Source organism: Bacillus cereus group sp. N6, assembly GCF_016483705.1.
In the GTDB taxonomy this organism is placed as follows: Bacteria; Bacillota; Bacilli; order Bacillales; family Bacillaceae_G; genus Bacillus_A; species Bacillus_A wiedmannii.
In genome coordinates this window covers 44,670-60,526 of the sequence record NZ_JAEHBI010000026.1, presented here as the reverse complement: position 1 = coordinate 60,526, position 15,857 = coordinate 44,670, and the positions used below count along the sequence as shown (strand labels likewise).

Here is a 15,857-nt window from a genome sequence, read left to right as displayed (position 1 = left end):
TTTGCCTTTTTCTATACTTCTATCTATTATATCAACCTTTTGAAAAATTCGTTTGCACCTCTTGAATTGGCCAATATCGTAAATCAACTTTACCGACAACTGTATCAGCTTTTACAAATCCAAAGTGTCTACTATCCCAGCTCCCGAGGCGGTTATCACCCACTACAAAAATATAGCCAGGTGGCACCGACTTTTCTTTCGTTAACTCTTCTAGTTTAAAATCACCTGTTAGTTGTCGTCCATTTATCTCTTTCTTATACGTTTCTAAATAAGGTTCATCCACGAATTGTCCGTTTATATACAGTTTATCATGCTTATATTCAATTTGATCTCCAGGTAAACCGATAATTCGTTTTACGTAGTCCTCTTTTTTATTCGCATGAAACACAACAACATCAAACCTGTTCAAGTCCCCCACTTGATAACTCACCTTATTTACAACGAGCATATTACCATCTTGCAATGTCGGCATCATTGACTTCCCCTCTACAACGTACGTCGAAAAGAAAAACGTTCGAAAAAATACAGCTAATAATACACCAATTAAAATTGTTCGTATCCACTCTATGCCTTCTTTTTTCAAAGTTTTCTTCATCAGCTTCTCCCCTTATCCTTTAATAATGAAGCTTTCCTTTACAAAGAAGACTATTCTTAATGTAGTTCTAACTTTACTTCGATTTTCTTACCGACATACCATAAAATAAAAATACCAATTGCTACAATGACTGATTTCACCGGATTATGAATAAATGACATTAAATCATGACCGATATACGTTAAAATAAAAATCATCACAAGCTTTCCGAACGCAAGCGCAAGCCCGAACTGTTTTACACTAATGCGAGATAAACCAGCGACAACGTTTATAAGCGCAGACGGTGTAAACGGAAAACAAAATATGACGAAAATCGGCGCAAATCCTTTCCTTTCAATCCATCCCATTGCCTTCCTTACTTTCTCATGTTTATTTACAAAAGAAAAGAAACGACTTCGTCCAAAATGGCGGATAATGAAAAAGACAAGTAAGGCACCCATTACTGATCCAAGCCAAGAATAAAGAAAACCGAGCCAAAATCCAAATGCAACAGCATTTGCCAGTACAAATACGATGAGTGGCAATGCCGGTATTAACGCTTCTATCATCGGTAAACCAATACCGAGAAGTGGTCCGAACGCTTTATAACTTTCAACAATATGATCCATATTTTCTGGTGAAAAATACTCTTTGATTGTCTGAAAATCCATTCTACACTTTACCCCTTTACTCTAAGTACTACCTCTACTGTATCATTGCTTATATGAAAGAGGAAATGGTAGATACGACATATGGAGATGTAATTATTAAGTTTCCATATCTTCCATGAGAATTCCTTCATTATTATGCTATGATAATCTATCAATATTCGACAAGACGTTTCGCAGTTTTAGAAGTGACACTTTTGTTTTGTTGACAAATTCCTCAGTAGGTGAAATTATATCGGGGATTTCTCAAATATATCGACTTACCGATAAAAACTGACAAATAAAAAAGATGGGGATTTTTCCCCATCCTCTTAAACTTCCTCTTCTTTCACAAAATATACTTTCTCGTATGCTGGTTTTAATCGAGATTCTTGAGTTTTATCAATCTCTTTAAAACAAGGATTCCCTTGTTTTTTTCTACGATCTTCATATTCAGTACGCAATTTCGCTGTACGATTTAGTTGATTTTCAAAACTGCTTTTTGATATTTCTAATTTCACAGCAAATCCATTTATAAATCTAACAATAACATTTCCATCTTTTGACTCTTTATTACTTTCAATATAAAAATGAGACAACCAAGCACACTCTTTTCTAGAGTATGAATAAGTGGGAAAAAAATAAAGTTGATCTGTCGGACTAATCGCAATCGGTGCTTTATGTGTAATATGAGTTAACTCTTTCGTTCCTTCTTTTCTGCCTAAGAAACTAGAGCCATGCTTGCGGCAACTTCTTTCTATAATATCTAGGGGCTTTTGAAATACGAAAAAAGAATCTTCCATCTCAACAACTCGTGTAACGATTTTCTTTTCACTTAGAATAACAGGAAGTAAGGCCATTGTATTTTTATTTACCACATAGTTTTCGACATAGCGTTCTACTTTACTTTCCATATTCTACTGTCTCCTTTTTTCTATTTATATTAGCAGCTGCATATATAATTCTAGCACCTATGAAAAGGAAATGGTTTTCAGATTCCGCTTTTTTACAATAATTTATCATTTATCAAACATCTTTTAAATTATAAAATAACGATATATTGTTTTCGCAATAAAAACCTATATAAAATGTATTTATACTACTGATAAATATTTACAACTGCTTCCTCATTTCGCATCATTACGACAATTAACTTTGCTATAATTAAAAGGAAAATCCAATAAATGGAGGTCCACTATGGAAGAAAAAGAAATGCAACCAACGATTCAAATGAAAAATAGCAGCATTGTGATCGTGAAAAACTCATCCAGCATTATATTCGGCTTATTTTTCATTCTACTATTCTTTGCAAAGCCTTTTCGTAAATCGAAATGCTCTGAATGTAAGAAACGCGAAAAGAAAAAGATTGGAAAAGAAGAGTAAAAGGCCTTCCATTTTGGAAAGCCTTTTACTCTTCTTCCTATTTTCTTCTGAGTGTCCTCATATCCTTTTTTGAAAATATTACTACATACAAAAAATACGATGAAAAATTATCCACTACGTTAAAAAGTACTTGTACGTGTTACCCATTTTTATTTTTTATTAAGAACTTCAACTTTATACATCACTAGCAACTTTTTAATTCGTTAAATCTACAGTATAAGTTTTGTATAGAATTCCATTTCAAAACACAAAATATGTAAGTGATTATTTATGATTATATTAGTTTTTTATCTAATTCCAAAAAGGAGCTGTATAATATGGGGAAAAAAAGTCTATTAAGACAACAGATTAATAGCGTCCCATCAGATGCTCTGAATACCCCTAGTAAAGAGCAAGAACAAATGTTAGAAACGTCATCTCAAGACGAACAAAATTCTAACAACAATACTAACAAAAAAGATGTTACTCAAAGCCTATATGGCGTAGATTTACCCATTTCGGATGTAGACAGAACAACAAATAAACAATGAATTGTAAAGAAAAAATTAAGAACAAATAAACTTAATACTTTCTCATTTATAACGTGAAACTTTAATCAGTCCTCAACAATTGGGCGTTAACAGACAGTTGATCTCCCGCCGAATTTTGAGAGGAGAAACCAACTGCCCGTTAATGTGCATGATAAAAGGACGACCATTATTTTCACAGTTATAAGGACGTAATTTTTCTTCAATGAAATGAAAACGAATTGTTACTTCAATCGTACGTAGAAAATGATCCTGCAGAACTATTCTTCTATAGAAACTGATACGCGTTCACCCCGATGGTTTTTGAATACCTCCATCATAAGAAATCTCTCCTTTTCCATCAATTTTGACATAAAAAAAGAGATGGAAAGACTTTCTCCACAACAAAAAAAGGATGGCAGCAGCCATCCTTTTTTCCATAATGAACTATAAAATTATAGTTTGATTACGTTTTTAGCTTGAGGTCCACGGTTACCATCTTCGATTTCGAAGCTAACTTTTTGACCTTCTTCTAGAGATTTGAAACCTTCAGTTTCGATTGCAGAGAAATGTACGAATACATCGTTTTCGCCTGGAACTTCGATGAAACCGAATCCTTTTTCGTTGTTAAACCATTTTACTTGTCCTGTTACTGCCATAATTATTTCCTCCTAAAGAAAACACAATTTATTTTAGTCTTCCTGTATAAAAAAAGAATCCACACATTATCAAACACGAAACATAAACTAGTTCTCACATACTTTTTCTCGTTCGTTTTTCGGCACTTGATAATATATGGATTGCTTAATTTAACTATTCAACTGACTTCATCATAGCATACTTAAAATAAAATGTACAATCTTTTTTGAAAATAACTGACAAATTAAATTGATTATACATTCGTAAATAATTGATTTTAGTATGTGTGGATTTCACTATGAAGTGAACACAAACATCATTTGAATACGATTATATCCCTTGTTCTGAAGTGTTACAATATAATCGTACAGTCGTTATATTGGAGGGGAATTATATGTCAAACTACGCCAACGAAGAAAAGCTTACAGGGGGAAATGTATCAAATGTGTATCGTTCTGAAAATACTGTTCGGCGAGAATTAAAGCCAGGTAGTGCAAAAATTCATACATTATTACAACACTTAGAAAACAAAGGATTTCATCACGCTCCAAAGTTTTTAGGTGTAGATGAAAAAGATAGAGAGATTTTATCCTTTATTGAAGGAGACGCTGGGAATTATCCGTTAAAAGAATATATGCGATCTAATGATGTTTTAAAGGAAATAGCAAAGATGCTCCGCCTTTATCATGATGCGGTAAGTGACTTTCCCTTATCAGATGAATGGCAACCGATGGATCTTACTCCAAATGACATTGAGGTTATTTGCCATAACGATTTTGCTATATATAACATTATTTTTCATGACGAGAAACCAGTAGGTATTATTGATTTCGATGTTGCTGCTCCTGGTCCGAGAATTTGGGATATCGCTTATACGCTTTATACTTGTGTACCTTTAAGTAGAGTGTATTATACAGAATCGGGTGAGGCAGTTCATTATGAACCGGCACAACATGCTAGCCGTATGAAAGAAAGAGTGAAATTGTTTGTCCAGTCCTACGGTAAACATATGGACGAAGATTACTTAGGAATAGTGTTACTACGATTAGAAGCATTATGTACATATATGAAAAGAAAAGCACAAGAAGGCGACTTGAATTTCCAAAAAATGATTGATGAAGGACATTTAGAGCATTATGAGAAAGATATGAAGTTTATTCGCGATCATAGAACTGAGTGGATTTGATAATATCGTCTTTTTTGTCGGTAAATCGATATATGTGAAAAATCGTTCCGAAAATAACAAGGAGCACCCTTCAAAAAGGTGCCCCTTCCTTTTATTTCGTAAACTGTGCTTCTTCTGTAGATCCTTTTAGCGCTGTCGTTGATGAAGTACCGCCTGTAATAACTTGAGCTACTTCATCAAAGTAACCTGTTCCTACTTCGCGTTGGTGACGGGTTGCAGAGTAGCCGTGTTTTTCTGCTGCGAATTCTGCTTGTTGTAGTTCAGAGTACGCTGCCATACCGCGCTCTTTATAGCCACGTGCTAATTCAAACATGCCGTAGTTTAATGAGTGGAATCCAGCTAGTGTTACGAACTGGAACTTATAACCGTAAGATGCGATTTCTTTTTGGAAGCTTGCAATTGTTTTTTCATCTAATTTTTGTTTCCAGTTAAATGAAGGTGAACAGTTATATGCAAGCAATTTCCCTGGATGCTCTTTATGAATTGCGTCCGCAAATCGTTTTGCATCTTCTAAATTTGGTTCAGATGTTTCACACCAAACGAGATCTGCATAAGGAGCGTATGCTAAACCACGTGCAATTGCTTGATCAAGACCTGCTTTCGTACGGTAAAATCCTTCTGGAGTTCTTTCACCTGTAATAAATGCTTTATCAACTGGATCGATATCGCTCGTAATTAAATCTGCTGCATCCGCATCTGTTCTTGCAACAATAATTGTCGGCACTCCCATTACGTCTGCTGCAAGGCGTGCCGAGATTAAATTACGCACCGCTGTTTGCGTTGGTAGTAATACTTTTCCGCCTAAATGGCCGCATTTTTTCTCTGAAGATAATTGATCTTCAAAGTGCACACCTGATGCACCTGCTTCAATCATACCTTTCATCAGTTCAAATACGTTTAATTGTCCGCCAAATCCAGCTTCTGCATCTGCTACAATCGGTACGAAATAATCTGTATCACCGCTTCCTTCCATATGCTGAATTTGATCCGCACGTTGAAGTGTTTGATTAATTCGTTTTACTACAGCAGGTACGCTGTTCGCTGGATATAAACTTTGGTCTGGATACATATGTCCAGAAAGGTTCGCATCCGCAGCAACTTGCCATCCACTTAAATAAATTGCTTTTAGCCCAGCTTTCACTTGTTGCATTGCTTGGTTTCCTGTTAATGCGCCAAGTGCGTTAATATAATCTTCCGTATGAAGCGATGACCAAAGCTTTTCAGCACCGCGGCGCGCTAATGTATGTTCAATATCAATTGACCCGCGCAAGCGAATTACATCTTCTGCCGAATATGGACGTGTAATCCCTTTCCAGCGCTTATCTAGTTCCCAGCTCTCTTGTAATTTCTCAATTCTTTCGTTTTTCATTTGTTCCATCCCCTTTTCACTTTATAAAATTTCATAACCCGGTAATGTTAAAAATGGTACGAATTCATCATTCCGAACGAGAGTTGTAAACAACGTTGTCGCCTCTTGGAATCTCCCTTTTTTAAAGGCTTCTTTACCAATCTCTCTTTCTATTTTTGCTAGTTCTTCTTCTTTTAGCTCTTCCATCAATTCAAGCGTAATATTACGACCGTCATTTAGCTTTCCACCTTCATGGCGAATCCATTGCCATACTTGTGCCCTAGAAATTTCCGCTGTTGCCGCATCTTCCATTAAGTTATAAATGGGTGCTGCTCCCCGTCCGCTTAACCAAGATGCAATATATTGAATACCTACGCTAATATTTAGGCGAAGCCCATTTTCTGTAATCGTTCCCACTGGTACTTCTAATAAATCCTTTTCTGTAACATGTATTTCTTCACGTTTTCTAAAAATTTGATTCGGTGTTTTCATAATGTGATTAAATACTTCCTTCGCGACTGGTACAAGTCCCGGGTGGGCAACCCAAGTCCCGTCATGACCGTCTAAAGCTTCGCGCTCCTTATCTGCACGCACTTTTTCAAAAGCTGCTTCATTCGCTTCTGGATTGTTTTTAATCGGAATTTGTGCTGCCATTCCTCCAATAGCTGGTGCATTACGACGATGACACGTTTGAATGACCTTCAAAGAATACGCGCGCATAAATGGCGCCGTCATCGTGACTTGCGCTCTATCTGGAAGTAAAAATTCATTATGATTACGGAAACTCTTTAGAAAGCTGAAAATATAATCCCATCTTCCGCAATTTAACCCAGCAGAATGATCTTTAAGCTCATACAAAATTTCATCCATTTCAAACGAAGCGTGAATCGTTTCCAGTAATACCGTCGCTTTAATCGTTCCGTTTGGAATACCGATATATTTTTGTGAAAATACGAAAACATCATTCCATAACCTTGCTTCTAAATGGCTTTCCATTTTCGGTAAGTAAAAGTATGGACCGCTTCCTTTTGCTAAAAGAGCCTTTGCATTATGGAAAAAATAAAGTCCGAAATCTACTAAGCTACCAGACATATTCTTCCCATCAACTTGCATATGTTTTTCTTCTAAATGCCATCCTCTTGGACGCACAATTAATACTGCTGTTTTACTATTTAAACGATATTCTTTTCCGTTTTCATTTTTATGTGAAATCGTTCCCTGCACTGCATCTCGTAAATTTATTTGACCTTCAATTGCATTCTCCCAAGTTGGTGAATTCGAGTCTTCAAAATCTGCCATAAAAAGATGCGCTCCTGAATTTAAAGCGTTAATAACCATCTTTCTATCTACTGGCCCAGTAATCTCTACGCGGCGATCCTCTAAATCTTTTGGCAATTTGGCAATTGTCCAATCCGCTTCACGTATGCGCTTTGTTTCTTCTAAAAACTTCGGAAATTTTCCTGCATCAATTCTCTTTTGTTTCTCCACACGTTTTTGTAAAAGCTCTATACGGCGCTCATTGAAATTTTCATGTAGTTCCTTTAAAAAACTAAGCGCCTCAGGTGTCAATGTTTCGTTGTACGCTGGTAACATTTCTCCGGGCAATGTTACCCGTGAAGTTTGCGTCGACATATTAGCATCCCCTTCTTAAACTGTTTTATAACAGATTTGATTTTATGTTTTATATTATATAACAAATCTTCAGAAAAGGAAGTTTTTTTTGAAAATTTAATTGCTTTTTTTACAAAACTGTATTCTTCCACCGGCATTACATATAAAAAAAGAAGCCAGTGTTATACAACACCGGCTCCTTCTTTATTATTTATTTAAACATTGAATTAAATAAGAACTGAGCATATTGTTCACGTGTTACTTTCATGTTCGGAGCGAAGTTACCCTTTCCATCTCCTACTGAAATACCATTTGAACCTACTGCATTAATCGCATTTTCTGCCCAATGTCCCTTTGGTACATCTTTAAATTTTGCTGTTCCTTGTACTTGTAATCCAAATGCTCTTGTAAGAACTTGCGCCATTTCTGCACGTGTTAACGTAGCTTTTGGTCTGAAGTTCCCATTCTCGTCACCTGTAAAGATACCTAATTCTGTTACTGCTAAAACTTCAAAAGGAAACATCGTTGAGTTATCATCAACAATATCATTATATGGGCTTTCTAATACCTCATCTTCACCAAATTCTTCATCAAGATCTAGTGCGCGATAAATTAAAGCGGCTACTTGTTCACGATTTACGTTATGTCCAAAACCGAACACACCATTTCCGTAACCAAGCATAATTTCATGTTCTGCTAAAGTTTGAATTGCTTTATAAGACCAATGTCCTGCTGGTACATCTTTAAAGATTGCCTGACTTGCTTGTTGTGGCTTTGCAGCTAATTCAGCTTTTGCTGTAGTCCCCTCAGCACTAAATGCTACTCCACCCATAATTGTTAAAGCTGTTGCTACTTTTAAAATTTTTTTCTTCAAAGTATTCTCTCCCTAAAAACATATTTTTTTCTAATATAAAGAATTAACGAAAGCGTAACAATATAATTTCCATGTGATTTTTGTCTAATTTATGAACTATATTTCATATACTTTTATTTACACTCTATTAATAATAAAGTTACTAAATCTCATATTTAAGCAAGAAAAAGTTACTTTATTCAATCTCTTCTTATCCACTAAATTCCAACAACTAAATTATGAATAGAAAATTTATATACTTATAAATAATATAAAACAATAAAAAAGCGTGGAATTCCCACGCTTTTTTATTACTTTATATTATATTGATATAATTTAAATGTCCTTATATTTTAACTTTCATTCATAATCCTCATCTTTTACAGGAAAATAAAAAACAGCTTTATTTAAAAACGTTGCATATTGCTCACGTGTTACAACTTTATTCGGTTCAAATTCCCCATTTCCTGTTCCTACTATGACATGATTAGACTGCAGTGCACTGATCGCATTTTTTGCCCAGTGATTATTTGGTACATCTTTAAATGTATGGTTCTTCTTCACCTCAAATGTAAATACCTTCGTAAGAATTTGCGCCATTTCTGCACGTGTTACAGGTGCGGCTGGTCTAAAGTTTCCTTTTTCATCACCTTCAAAAATACCATGCTTTGTTAATACTAAAATTTCATCTAAAAACATTGTTGCCCTCTCAGAAATATCTTTGTATGGATTTTTTAAAGGTCCTTCTTTTTTCAAATTCAATGTACGATAAAGTACTGCTGCTACTTGTTCTCGTGTTACATTATCTCCTACACCAAACTTACCATTTCCATAGCCTAACATTACTTTATTGTATACTACGTCCATTATATCGTCATATGCCCAGTGGTTTACTGGAACATCATCAAAAACAATCATTTCTGGATATTCTTCTGCTTTTACGTTTGTAACATTTGTACTTATAAACAAGCCGCCCATAATAGTTACCGTTGCCATTATACGTAACATGTTCTTCTTCATTGCCCTCTCCCCTTTATCTCCATTTAAAAAACGGAAAATAATAGACTGAAATCCTTTCCAATATTACATATGTTGCCTTCGCACCCGTTATGCAATATATTACATTTAAAAAATCTATTATTGTGAAAATCACTACTAAAGGAGAGCCAATTCGCTCTCAATTTCAATTTTTATACCGAATTATACGCAAATCATTTCTCTTTCCTATGATCATTTAAGGGTGTTTCTATACATTAAATATTCTACTTTCTTAAAAAGAAATCCTTCACATTTTAAAAGTTCATTTTCTAGACAAAAAAAGCAAATATATGTTGTTATTCCTTATATATCGACGTTTCGACAAAGAATATCAACTGGACTACAACATACGAAAATAATAACCTATCTATTAATAAAAGCCCATAATGAGCGGAGGATGTCTCCTCTACAAATTATGAGCTTTCTCTTTATCTATTCCATTTTCCCTGGCGAATTATCAATTGATCGTTGTAAAAACTTCGCAAATTGCCCACGTGTAACGAGCATTTCAGGCTCGAATTTGCCATCTCCCGTTCCTACCGCTACATTATTAGACTGTAATGCGCTAATTGCATCTCTTGCCCAATGGTTTTCTCGTATATCTGTAAATGTATGCGGACGCTTTGTTTTCAACTCATATGCTTTCGTTAAAATTTGTGCTAATTCTGCACGAGTCAGTGTATCTTTCGGACGGAAATTTCCATTTTCGTCTCCTTTAAAAATACCAATATTCGTTAAATGTAAAATTTCGTAAGGAAACATTGTTGATTTCCCACTAATATCTCCATATGGATTTTCATTAAACACACTTCTTTTTAAATGAAGTGCACGATGTAATACTGCCGCCGCCTGTTCACGTGTTATATTATCTTCTACACCAAACTTACCATTTCCATATCCATACATAATTCGATGATATACTAAATTCGTAATTTCATCATATGCCCAATGACCTGTTGTTACATCATCAAACTCTATCATAATATTAGGACCGGATTTTTGGGGAACATCAGTATTTGCAGACACACCATTTGCACTTACAAATATTCCTCCCATTAAAGTTAACGATGTCGCTATCTTTACTAGCTTTTTCATCTCTCTCATCTACCTTTTCCTTTATTTTCCTACCTTTTATATTGTACAAAAAATAAGGGAATTTTCAATATAATACACCTAATTATTTACAATTAAGAATACAAACTTTCTTTTACCGCTATTTTTTCGTCCTTTGTTTTTCGAAAAGTAAATGCCATTCCTACAAATATAAGAACAATCCCTACTACTTGCATACTAGTTGGTCTAAATCCGGTAAAGACTGTATCTAATAGGATTGCAACAGCAGGATCTAAAAACACTAATACAGAAATTAATCTCGTCGATAAACCTCTTAAACTGTCAAAAAATAAGTAATATACAAATCCCGTATGTATAAGACCTGTCGCTGTGATCATCATCCAGTTCATCTCTGTTAACCCTTGAAACTTGCCAAAGTCTACGAATGGTAGCAATAAAAATATACCTAAAAATGTTTGTAAAAATGTCATCGCATATGCGCTCGTATGCTGAATTCCTTTTCCTAATAAAGTGGTAAAAGCATAAAATAATGCTGCAAGAAGTGCCCATACCATTCCAGATGACATCAGTTTTTCAAGCGATAGACTTCCATCTACTCCAGCTACTAAAACTGTACCGATAAAACAAATGACAATGGACATAACCGCAAACACTGTAAGTCTCTCTTTAAATACAATACTACCAATCATTAATACGATAATGGGTGCAAGATGATAAACTGAAATCGCAATTGTAATCGACATAACTTCAAACGCTTTAAATAAAAATACCCAGTTAAAAACGAGAAATACACCGCATGCTAATATTTGCATTACTTCTTTTTTATTCCATTTCTCACTTTTATACTGTCCTGTTACGAGCCAACATAATGCTAAAAATATAGTCGCACAAATGCAACGAACGAATACTAATTCAAAAGACGGTAAACCTGTTTGAGTAGAAAAAAATCCAATTGATCCGAAAATAGACATCGAAAGGATCATTTTTATAGCCGGCATTGATTTTTTATTGAACACCCTTTCTCTCCTCCTATAAACTATCTTTTACAAATGAAAAATCTCCAAAACATTACGTATTATTATATATTACAATCGGAAAATTGTAAAAAATTAGAATATATTAAGTGATAACTGCACAAAATTCCCATAAAAAAATCATCCTTTGTTATATAGGATGATTTTTTTTATTTATTGAATGGAATTTTTCTATATTAAAACTTAAATATACTACTACTTTTGAAGAGTAAATTGGGCAACTATTTGTTTTAATCCTCCTGCTGCATTATGCATATGTTCAATTGAAACCGAGATCTCTTGAACAGATTTTTCTTGCTGTTGAATAGACTCTTTTACCCTATCAGTGCGGTCAGATGATCTTTGGGATATTTGAGCCATGTCTTCTGCAGAAGCCGAAATCTCTTCACTACTCGCTGCAATTTCATCTGTAGACATAGATACCGTTTGAATTTGCTCAGATACTTGCTGTACTTTTTCTGTAATTTTTCCAAATACTTTTTCTGTATGCATTACTACTTGTGTACCTGCCTGTACCTCATTATCTACTTTCCCCATCATATGTACCGTATGGTTCGTTGTTCCCATAACTTGAGTAATAAGCTTCTCAATTTGTTTTGCAGAATCACTAGATTGTTCTGCTAATTTTCTTACTTCATCTGCCACAATTGCAAATCCTCTACCACTTTCCCCAGCACGGGCAGCCTCAATTGCGGCGTTTAATGCTAATAAGTTAATTTGAGAGGTAATACCTTGCATAACATCAATGATTTTAACAATTTCTTCTGATTGTTCTTTCATAGTCTCTACTTGTTTCACACCGTTATGTACTGAATTTTGGATTGTATCCATCTGTTGAATCATTTGTTTCATTAATTTGTTACCACTCTCTGCATCTAATGCTGATTGAGCAGACAATTCATTTACAGAGGATGATGTATTCACTATACTCTGCATTCCTTGTGTCAACTCTTCCATCGCACCCGCAGTTTGCTCCATTGCCTGCATTTGGCCCTCTGCGCCATTTGCAACTTCTTCAATATCTATAGTGATTTTCTTCGCCGCACCACTAGATACTTCCGATGCAGATACTACTCCGTCTGCATGTTGGAATAAAAGCTGAATATTATTCTCTACTTCTTGCATATTTGTTCTTAGCCCTGCAATCATTTCGTTAAAATCACTTACTAATACACCTAATTCATCCTTAGCATTATACTCACCATGTACAGTTAAATCTCCTTCTTTTGCTCTTTCCATCATACGACTAACCGTTTGTAAAGGTGCAACTATAAGCTTGCTAATAATATAACTTACTATACATATAATGACTGTAGTAACTACTACAAGAATGATAAAAGTAATAACGGACCGATCTATCATTTTTTGAGAATCTTTAAATACTTGGTCAGCTAAATTTGAAACATACGCTTCTAGATCTACAGCATAACTAGCTAACTCTACTCCCTTCGGTTTTAATTCCTTATGAAATTCGTTTACCATTTGAGATTCATTTGTTACCTTCGCTTTATCAAACAACTTCTTATATGTCTCCATATAACTTGGCAAAGATTCCTTCATCTTCTGAAACAGCTCATCCTCTTGCTTACTTAAATTGAAGCCATCATCATATTCTTTTAATAAAGAATCATATTTTTCAAGATCCTTTTCAATATTACCAATAATCCCCTCTTTATTTGTCCCCTCATTTGGTGACGCTGTAATTAATTCTAGTAAGTTATACTCTAGTGAATTTTGTGTACGAAGCATTCCTTCTAATAAAACTACAGAATGTTGATAATCATCTACTACAACCTCTGTATCATGCTTAATCTTATTAATAGAATTAATTGCTACGCAGCTCATAATTACCATGCTCAATACTGCTAATGAAATAAGCGATAATAATTTATATTTCACTTTTAAATTTTTTAAAAAATACATTTTTTCACCTTTATTCCTTTATATATAGATTTTTAGAATTTTATAACTTATTATTCACAAAATCGCAATAAAAAGCAATGATAAATATTCCCAATATAAAACTTATATCTCTAAAAAAGAAGTAGCATAATCGCTACTTCTTTTTGCTTTGTTTCTCATATTGTTCAAACGTATGAATTCTTTCGAAAATTGGTGGATGTGTGTATAAGAAAAACTTCACTAACGCAGGCGGATTCACTTGGCTTAAACTCGTCTTTGATAAATATTGAAACGTTTTTACACCAGATTTCCCGTCTTTCGTCATATCTAAAGCGTATTGATCTGCTGCTCGTTCTTCTATACGAGAAACATAGTTTGTTGCTGGCTGTGATGCAAAAGAGAGTACAGAAGAAATTAAGAAAAATAAAGGTAAAATTGAAAAACATGCTACTTTTGAAATTTGCAGCGTATCTCCCCATTTTCGAATACACATATTTATAATACGACTAATGAGATACATCCCTATAAACGATAGCAACACATAACTCGCAACGCCCCAATATATATGTTTCATAACATAATGCCCTATTTCATGGGCCATTATAAATAAAATCTCTTTATCTTTTAATTGCTTAAGTGTTGTATCCCACATTACAATACGAGCGTTAGGGCCAATTCCTGTTACATATGCATTTAATGCATTCGTTTTTTCCGACATATTTACTTCATATACATGTTTAGCTGGAATATCAGCTTTTTCTGCTATCGCTAAAATTTTCGTTTCTAATTCTTTATTTTTCAGCGTCGAGAAGTCATTATAAAGCGGATCAATAACGACCGGCTGTATAAATGTTAAAAAGATTGTAAATGGAACAGAGAGTGCCCATCCCGCTAGCCACCATCTCTTCGGGAATTTACGGATAAGCCATAACAGAACAGTAACTACGATTAACATAGTCGCATAACTTTCCCAAAAACCGATAACATGATCTTTTATCCAGCTTTGTGTACTTTGCGTTGAAATGCCGTAATCAACGGACACTTTTCGGCTAATCCATTGCATCGGCAGGGCAAGAACTGTTGTGAGTAGTGATAAATAAAAGAAATAAATCGCAACTTGCAGGACACTTATTTTCGTCGTTTCCTTCGACCATTTCTCAAACTTTCTTGAAACACCGAGCACAAGTACAAATAATAAAATAATCCATTCAAGAGGCGTCGCTAAAAAATACAGTAAATTTTTCACGCGCGAATAATCTTGGCTTAGCGTAAGCTCTCTCGCATTCATAAACGTTTCTGGATCTGCACTCGTTCCTTTATACATGTCCGGAATCAGTTCATGATTCCATCCAAATAAATACCAATATATAAGCAACGCAAACCCAACGTACAAAAAAAGCGACCACCCAATAACCTTCCTCACGCTATTCCCTCCTCTATGCTGCCTGTCTATTATTATTGTAAGTTCGTACATGCTAAATTAGAACAAGCTTATTATGCGAATTGCTCGCGAGCCTTTTATTTACATAAAAAAACTCTTCTACAAATAGAAGAGTTTTACCTACCTTTAGACACTTTCTTCGGTTCATACTCTGGGATAAGAAATATACTTACAACCCAACATATGAAACCAGCCCCTTTTATATAGCGTATATATTCATAGTCTTGAAAAAATAACGTCGTTACAATAAGCGTAAAAAAACCTACTAAAATTAGTACGTATCCTATTTGCTTCTTACATAACATAACGCGCCCCCTTAAGGAAGTATATCCATTAATAAACTAAAATCTTGTAAAGAAAAAGAACTATATTTCATAATACCTTGCACAGCTAATAGTAAAATAAGACCGGTCACACACATATAATTAATGCTTTCTTCACTCTTTTTTTCAGCAACTATTCCACCGCTTATACATAATATTCCTAGCAAATGGAGTGCTAAATACATAAAGAAATAAGCTTCCTCCCAGCGAAGAATAACATTGACTGTCGTGATCAGCACTATACTAAGCAAAATCAAATAAAAAAACTTATTTGATGATATTGTTTCATTCATATAAT

Annotated in this window: 17 protein-coding genes and 2 pseudogenes; 3 read left to right on the top strand and 16 right to left on the bottom strand. The window is 34.5% G+C overall.

Going from position 1 to position 15,857, the window contains the following annotated elements:
• Window positions 1-31: 31 nt before the first annotated feature.
• From lepB to JDS99_RS18295, 3 genes are all read right to left on the bottom strand, one after another.
• Window positions 32-595 (bottom strand): signal peptidase I, encoded by a 564-nt coding sequence (gene lepB / locus JDS99_RS18305; RefSeq protein WP_048567025.1) that lies wholly within the window; start codon window positions 593-595, stop codon window positions 32-34.
• A 56-nt stretch (window positions 596-651) separates the two neighbouring features.
• Window positions 652-1,245: a TVP38/TMEM64 family protein gene (locus JDS99_RS18300; RefSeq protein WP_000347516.1), complete on the bottom strand. Its 594-nt coding sequence runs from the start codon at window positions 1,243-1,245 to the stop codon at window positions 652-654.
• 308 nt (window positions 1,246-1,553) lie between these two features.
• On the bottom strand, window positions 1,554-2,135 hold the full coding sequence (locus tag JDS99_RS18295; RefSeq protein ID WP_060489289.1) for a competence protein ComK: 582 nt from the start codon (window positions 2,133-2,135) through the stop codon (window positions 1,554-1,556).
• Between the two features lie 283 nt (window positions 2,136-2,418).
• Between JDS99_RS18295 and JDS99_RS18290 the strand changes: the two genes are divergently transcribed.
• Together JDS99_RS18290 and JDS99_RS18285 are read left to right on the top strand one after the other, a co-directional pair.
• Window positions 2,419-2,604, top strand: a complete 186-nt coding sequence (locus tag JDS99_RS18290; RefSeq protein WP_000391440.1) for a hypothetical protein — start codon at window positions 2,419-2,421, stop codon at window positions 2,602-2,604.
• A 317-nt stretch (window positions 2,605-2,921) separates the two neighbouring features.
• Entirely contained in the window at window positions 2,922-3,134 is a 213-nt protein-coding gene (locus tag JDS99_RS18285) for a hypothetical protein (RefSeq protein WP_199695460.1), read from the top strand.
• Between the two features lie 150 nt (window positions 3,135-3,284).
• Here JDS99_RS18285 and JDS99_RS18280 read toward each other — a convergent pair.
• Window positions 3,285-3,451: pseudogene (locus JDS99_RS18280) on the bottom strand (IS5/IS1182 family transposase); the annotation flags it as partial.
• 114 nt (window positions 3,452-3,565) lie between these two features.
• The gene (cspA, locus tag JDS99_RS18275; protein WP_000301521.1) at window positions 3,566-3,769 is read right to left on the bottom strand and encodes an RNA chaperone/antiterminator CspA; all 204 of its coding nucleotides are present in this window, start codon (window positions 3,767-3,769) and stop codon (window positions 3,566-3,568) included.
• Window positions 3,770-4,143: 374 nt separating this feature from the next.
• Here cspA and JDS99_RS18270 point away from each other — a divergent pair, with 374 nt between their 5' ends.
• Window positions 4,144-4,935 (top strand): phosphotransferase, encoded by a 792-nt coding sequence (locus tag JDS99_RS18270; RefSeq protein ID WP_199695459.1) that lies wholly within the window; start codon window positions 4,144-4,146, stop codon window positions 4,933-4,935.
• A gap of 91 nt (window positions 4,936-5,026) precedes the next feature.
• Here the strand turns inward: JDS99_RS18270 and aceA are convergent, their stop codons facing one another.
• From aceA to JDS99_RS18220, 11 genes and pseudogenes are all read right to left on the bottom strand, one after another.
• On the bottom strand, window positions 5,027-6,304 hold the full coding sequence (gene aceA, locus JDS99_RS18265; protein ID WP_137011516.1) for an isocitrate lyase: 1,278 nt from the start codon (window positions 6,302-6,304) through the stop codon (window positions 5,027-5,029).
• A 21-nt stretch (window positions 6,305-6,325) separates the two neighbouring features.
• Window positions 6,326-7,915: a malate synthase A gene (gene aceB / locus JDS99_RS18260; protein ID WP_199695458.1), complete on the bottom strand. Its 1,590-nt coding sequence runs from the start codon at window positions 7,913-7,915 to the stop codon at window positions 6,326-6,328.
• 190 nt (window positions 7,916-8,105) lie between these two features.
• A complete protein-coding gene (locus JDS99_RS18255; protein ID WP_088062430.1) occupies window positions 8,106-8,768 on the bottom strand; it encodes an S-layer homology domain-containing protein in 663 nt (220 codons plus the stop codon).
• 339 nt (window positions 8,769-9,107) lie between these two features.
• Window positions 9,108-9,767 carry an S-layer homology domain-containing protein gene (locus tag JDS99_RS18250; RefSeq protein WP_199695457.1) on the bottom strand — a complete coding sequence of 220 codons (660 nt, stop codon included), beginning with the start codon at window positions 9,765-9,767 and terminating at the stop codon, window positions 9,108-9,110.
• Between the two features lie 450 nt (window positions 9,768-10,217).
• Window positions 10,218-10,889 (bottom strand): S-layer homology domain-containing protein, encoded by a 672-nt coding sequence (locus JDS99_RS18245; protein ID WP_147786931.1) that lies wholly within the window; start codon window positions 10,887-10,889, stop codon window positions 10,218-10,220.
• 83 nt (window positions 10,890-10,972) lie between these two features.
• Window positions 10,973-11,875, bottom strand: a complete 903-nt coding sequence (locus tag JDS99_RS18240) for a DMT family transporter (protein ID WP_137011512.1) — start codon at window positions 11,873-11,875, stop codon at window positions 10,973-10,975.
• A gap of 213 nt (window positions 11,876-12,088) precedes the next feature.
• Window positions 12,089-12,880, bottom strand: coding sequence for a methyl-accepting chemotaxis protein (locus tag JDS99_RS32790; RefSeq protein WP_412677804.1), 792 nt, complete (start codon window positions 12,878-12,880; stop codon window positions 12,089-12,091).
• 156 nt (window positions 12,881-13,036) lie between these two features.
• A pseudogene (locus tag JDS99_RS32785) lies at window positions 13,037-13,816 on the bottom strand (MCP four helix bundle domain-containing protein); the annotation flags it as partial.
• 133 nt (window positions 13,817-13,949) lie between these two features.
• Window positions 13,950-15,218: a M48 family metallopeptidase gene (locus JDS99_RS18230; protein WP_137011507.1), complete on the bottom strand. Its 1,269-nt coding sequence runs from the start codon at window positions 15,216-15,218 to the stop codon at window positions 13,950-13,952.
• Window positions 15,219-15,352: 134 nt separating this feature from the next.
• Window positions 15,353-15,541 (bottom strand): hypothetical protein, encoded by a 189-nt coding sequence (locus JDS99_RS18225; RefSeq protein WP_088062422.1) that lies wholly within the window; start codon window positions 15,539-15,541, stop codon window positions 15,353-15,355.
• Window positions 15,542-15,552: 11 nt separating this feature from the next.
• Complete coding sequence (locus JDS99_RS18220; protein WP_088062420.1) at window positions 15,553-15,852, bottom strand: hypothetical protein; 300 nt, start codon at window positions 15,850-15,852, stop codon at window positions 15,553-15,555.
• Window positions 15,853-15,857: the final 5 nt, after the last annotated feature.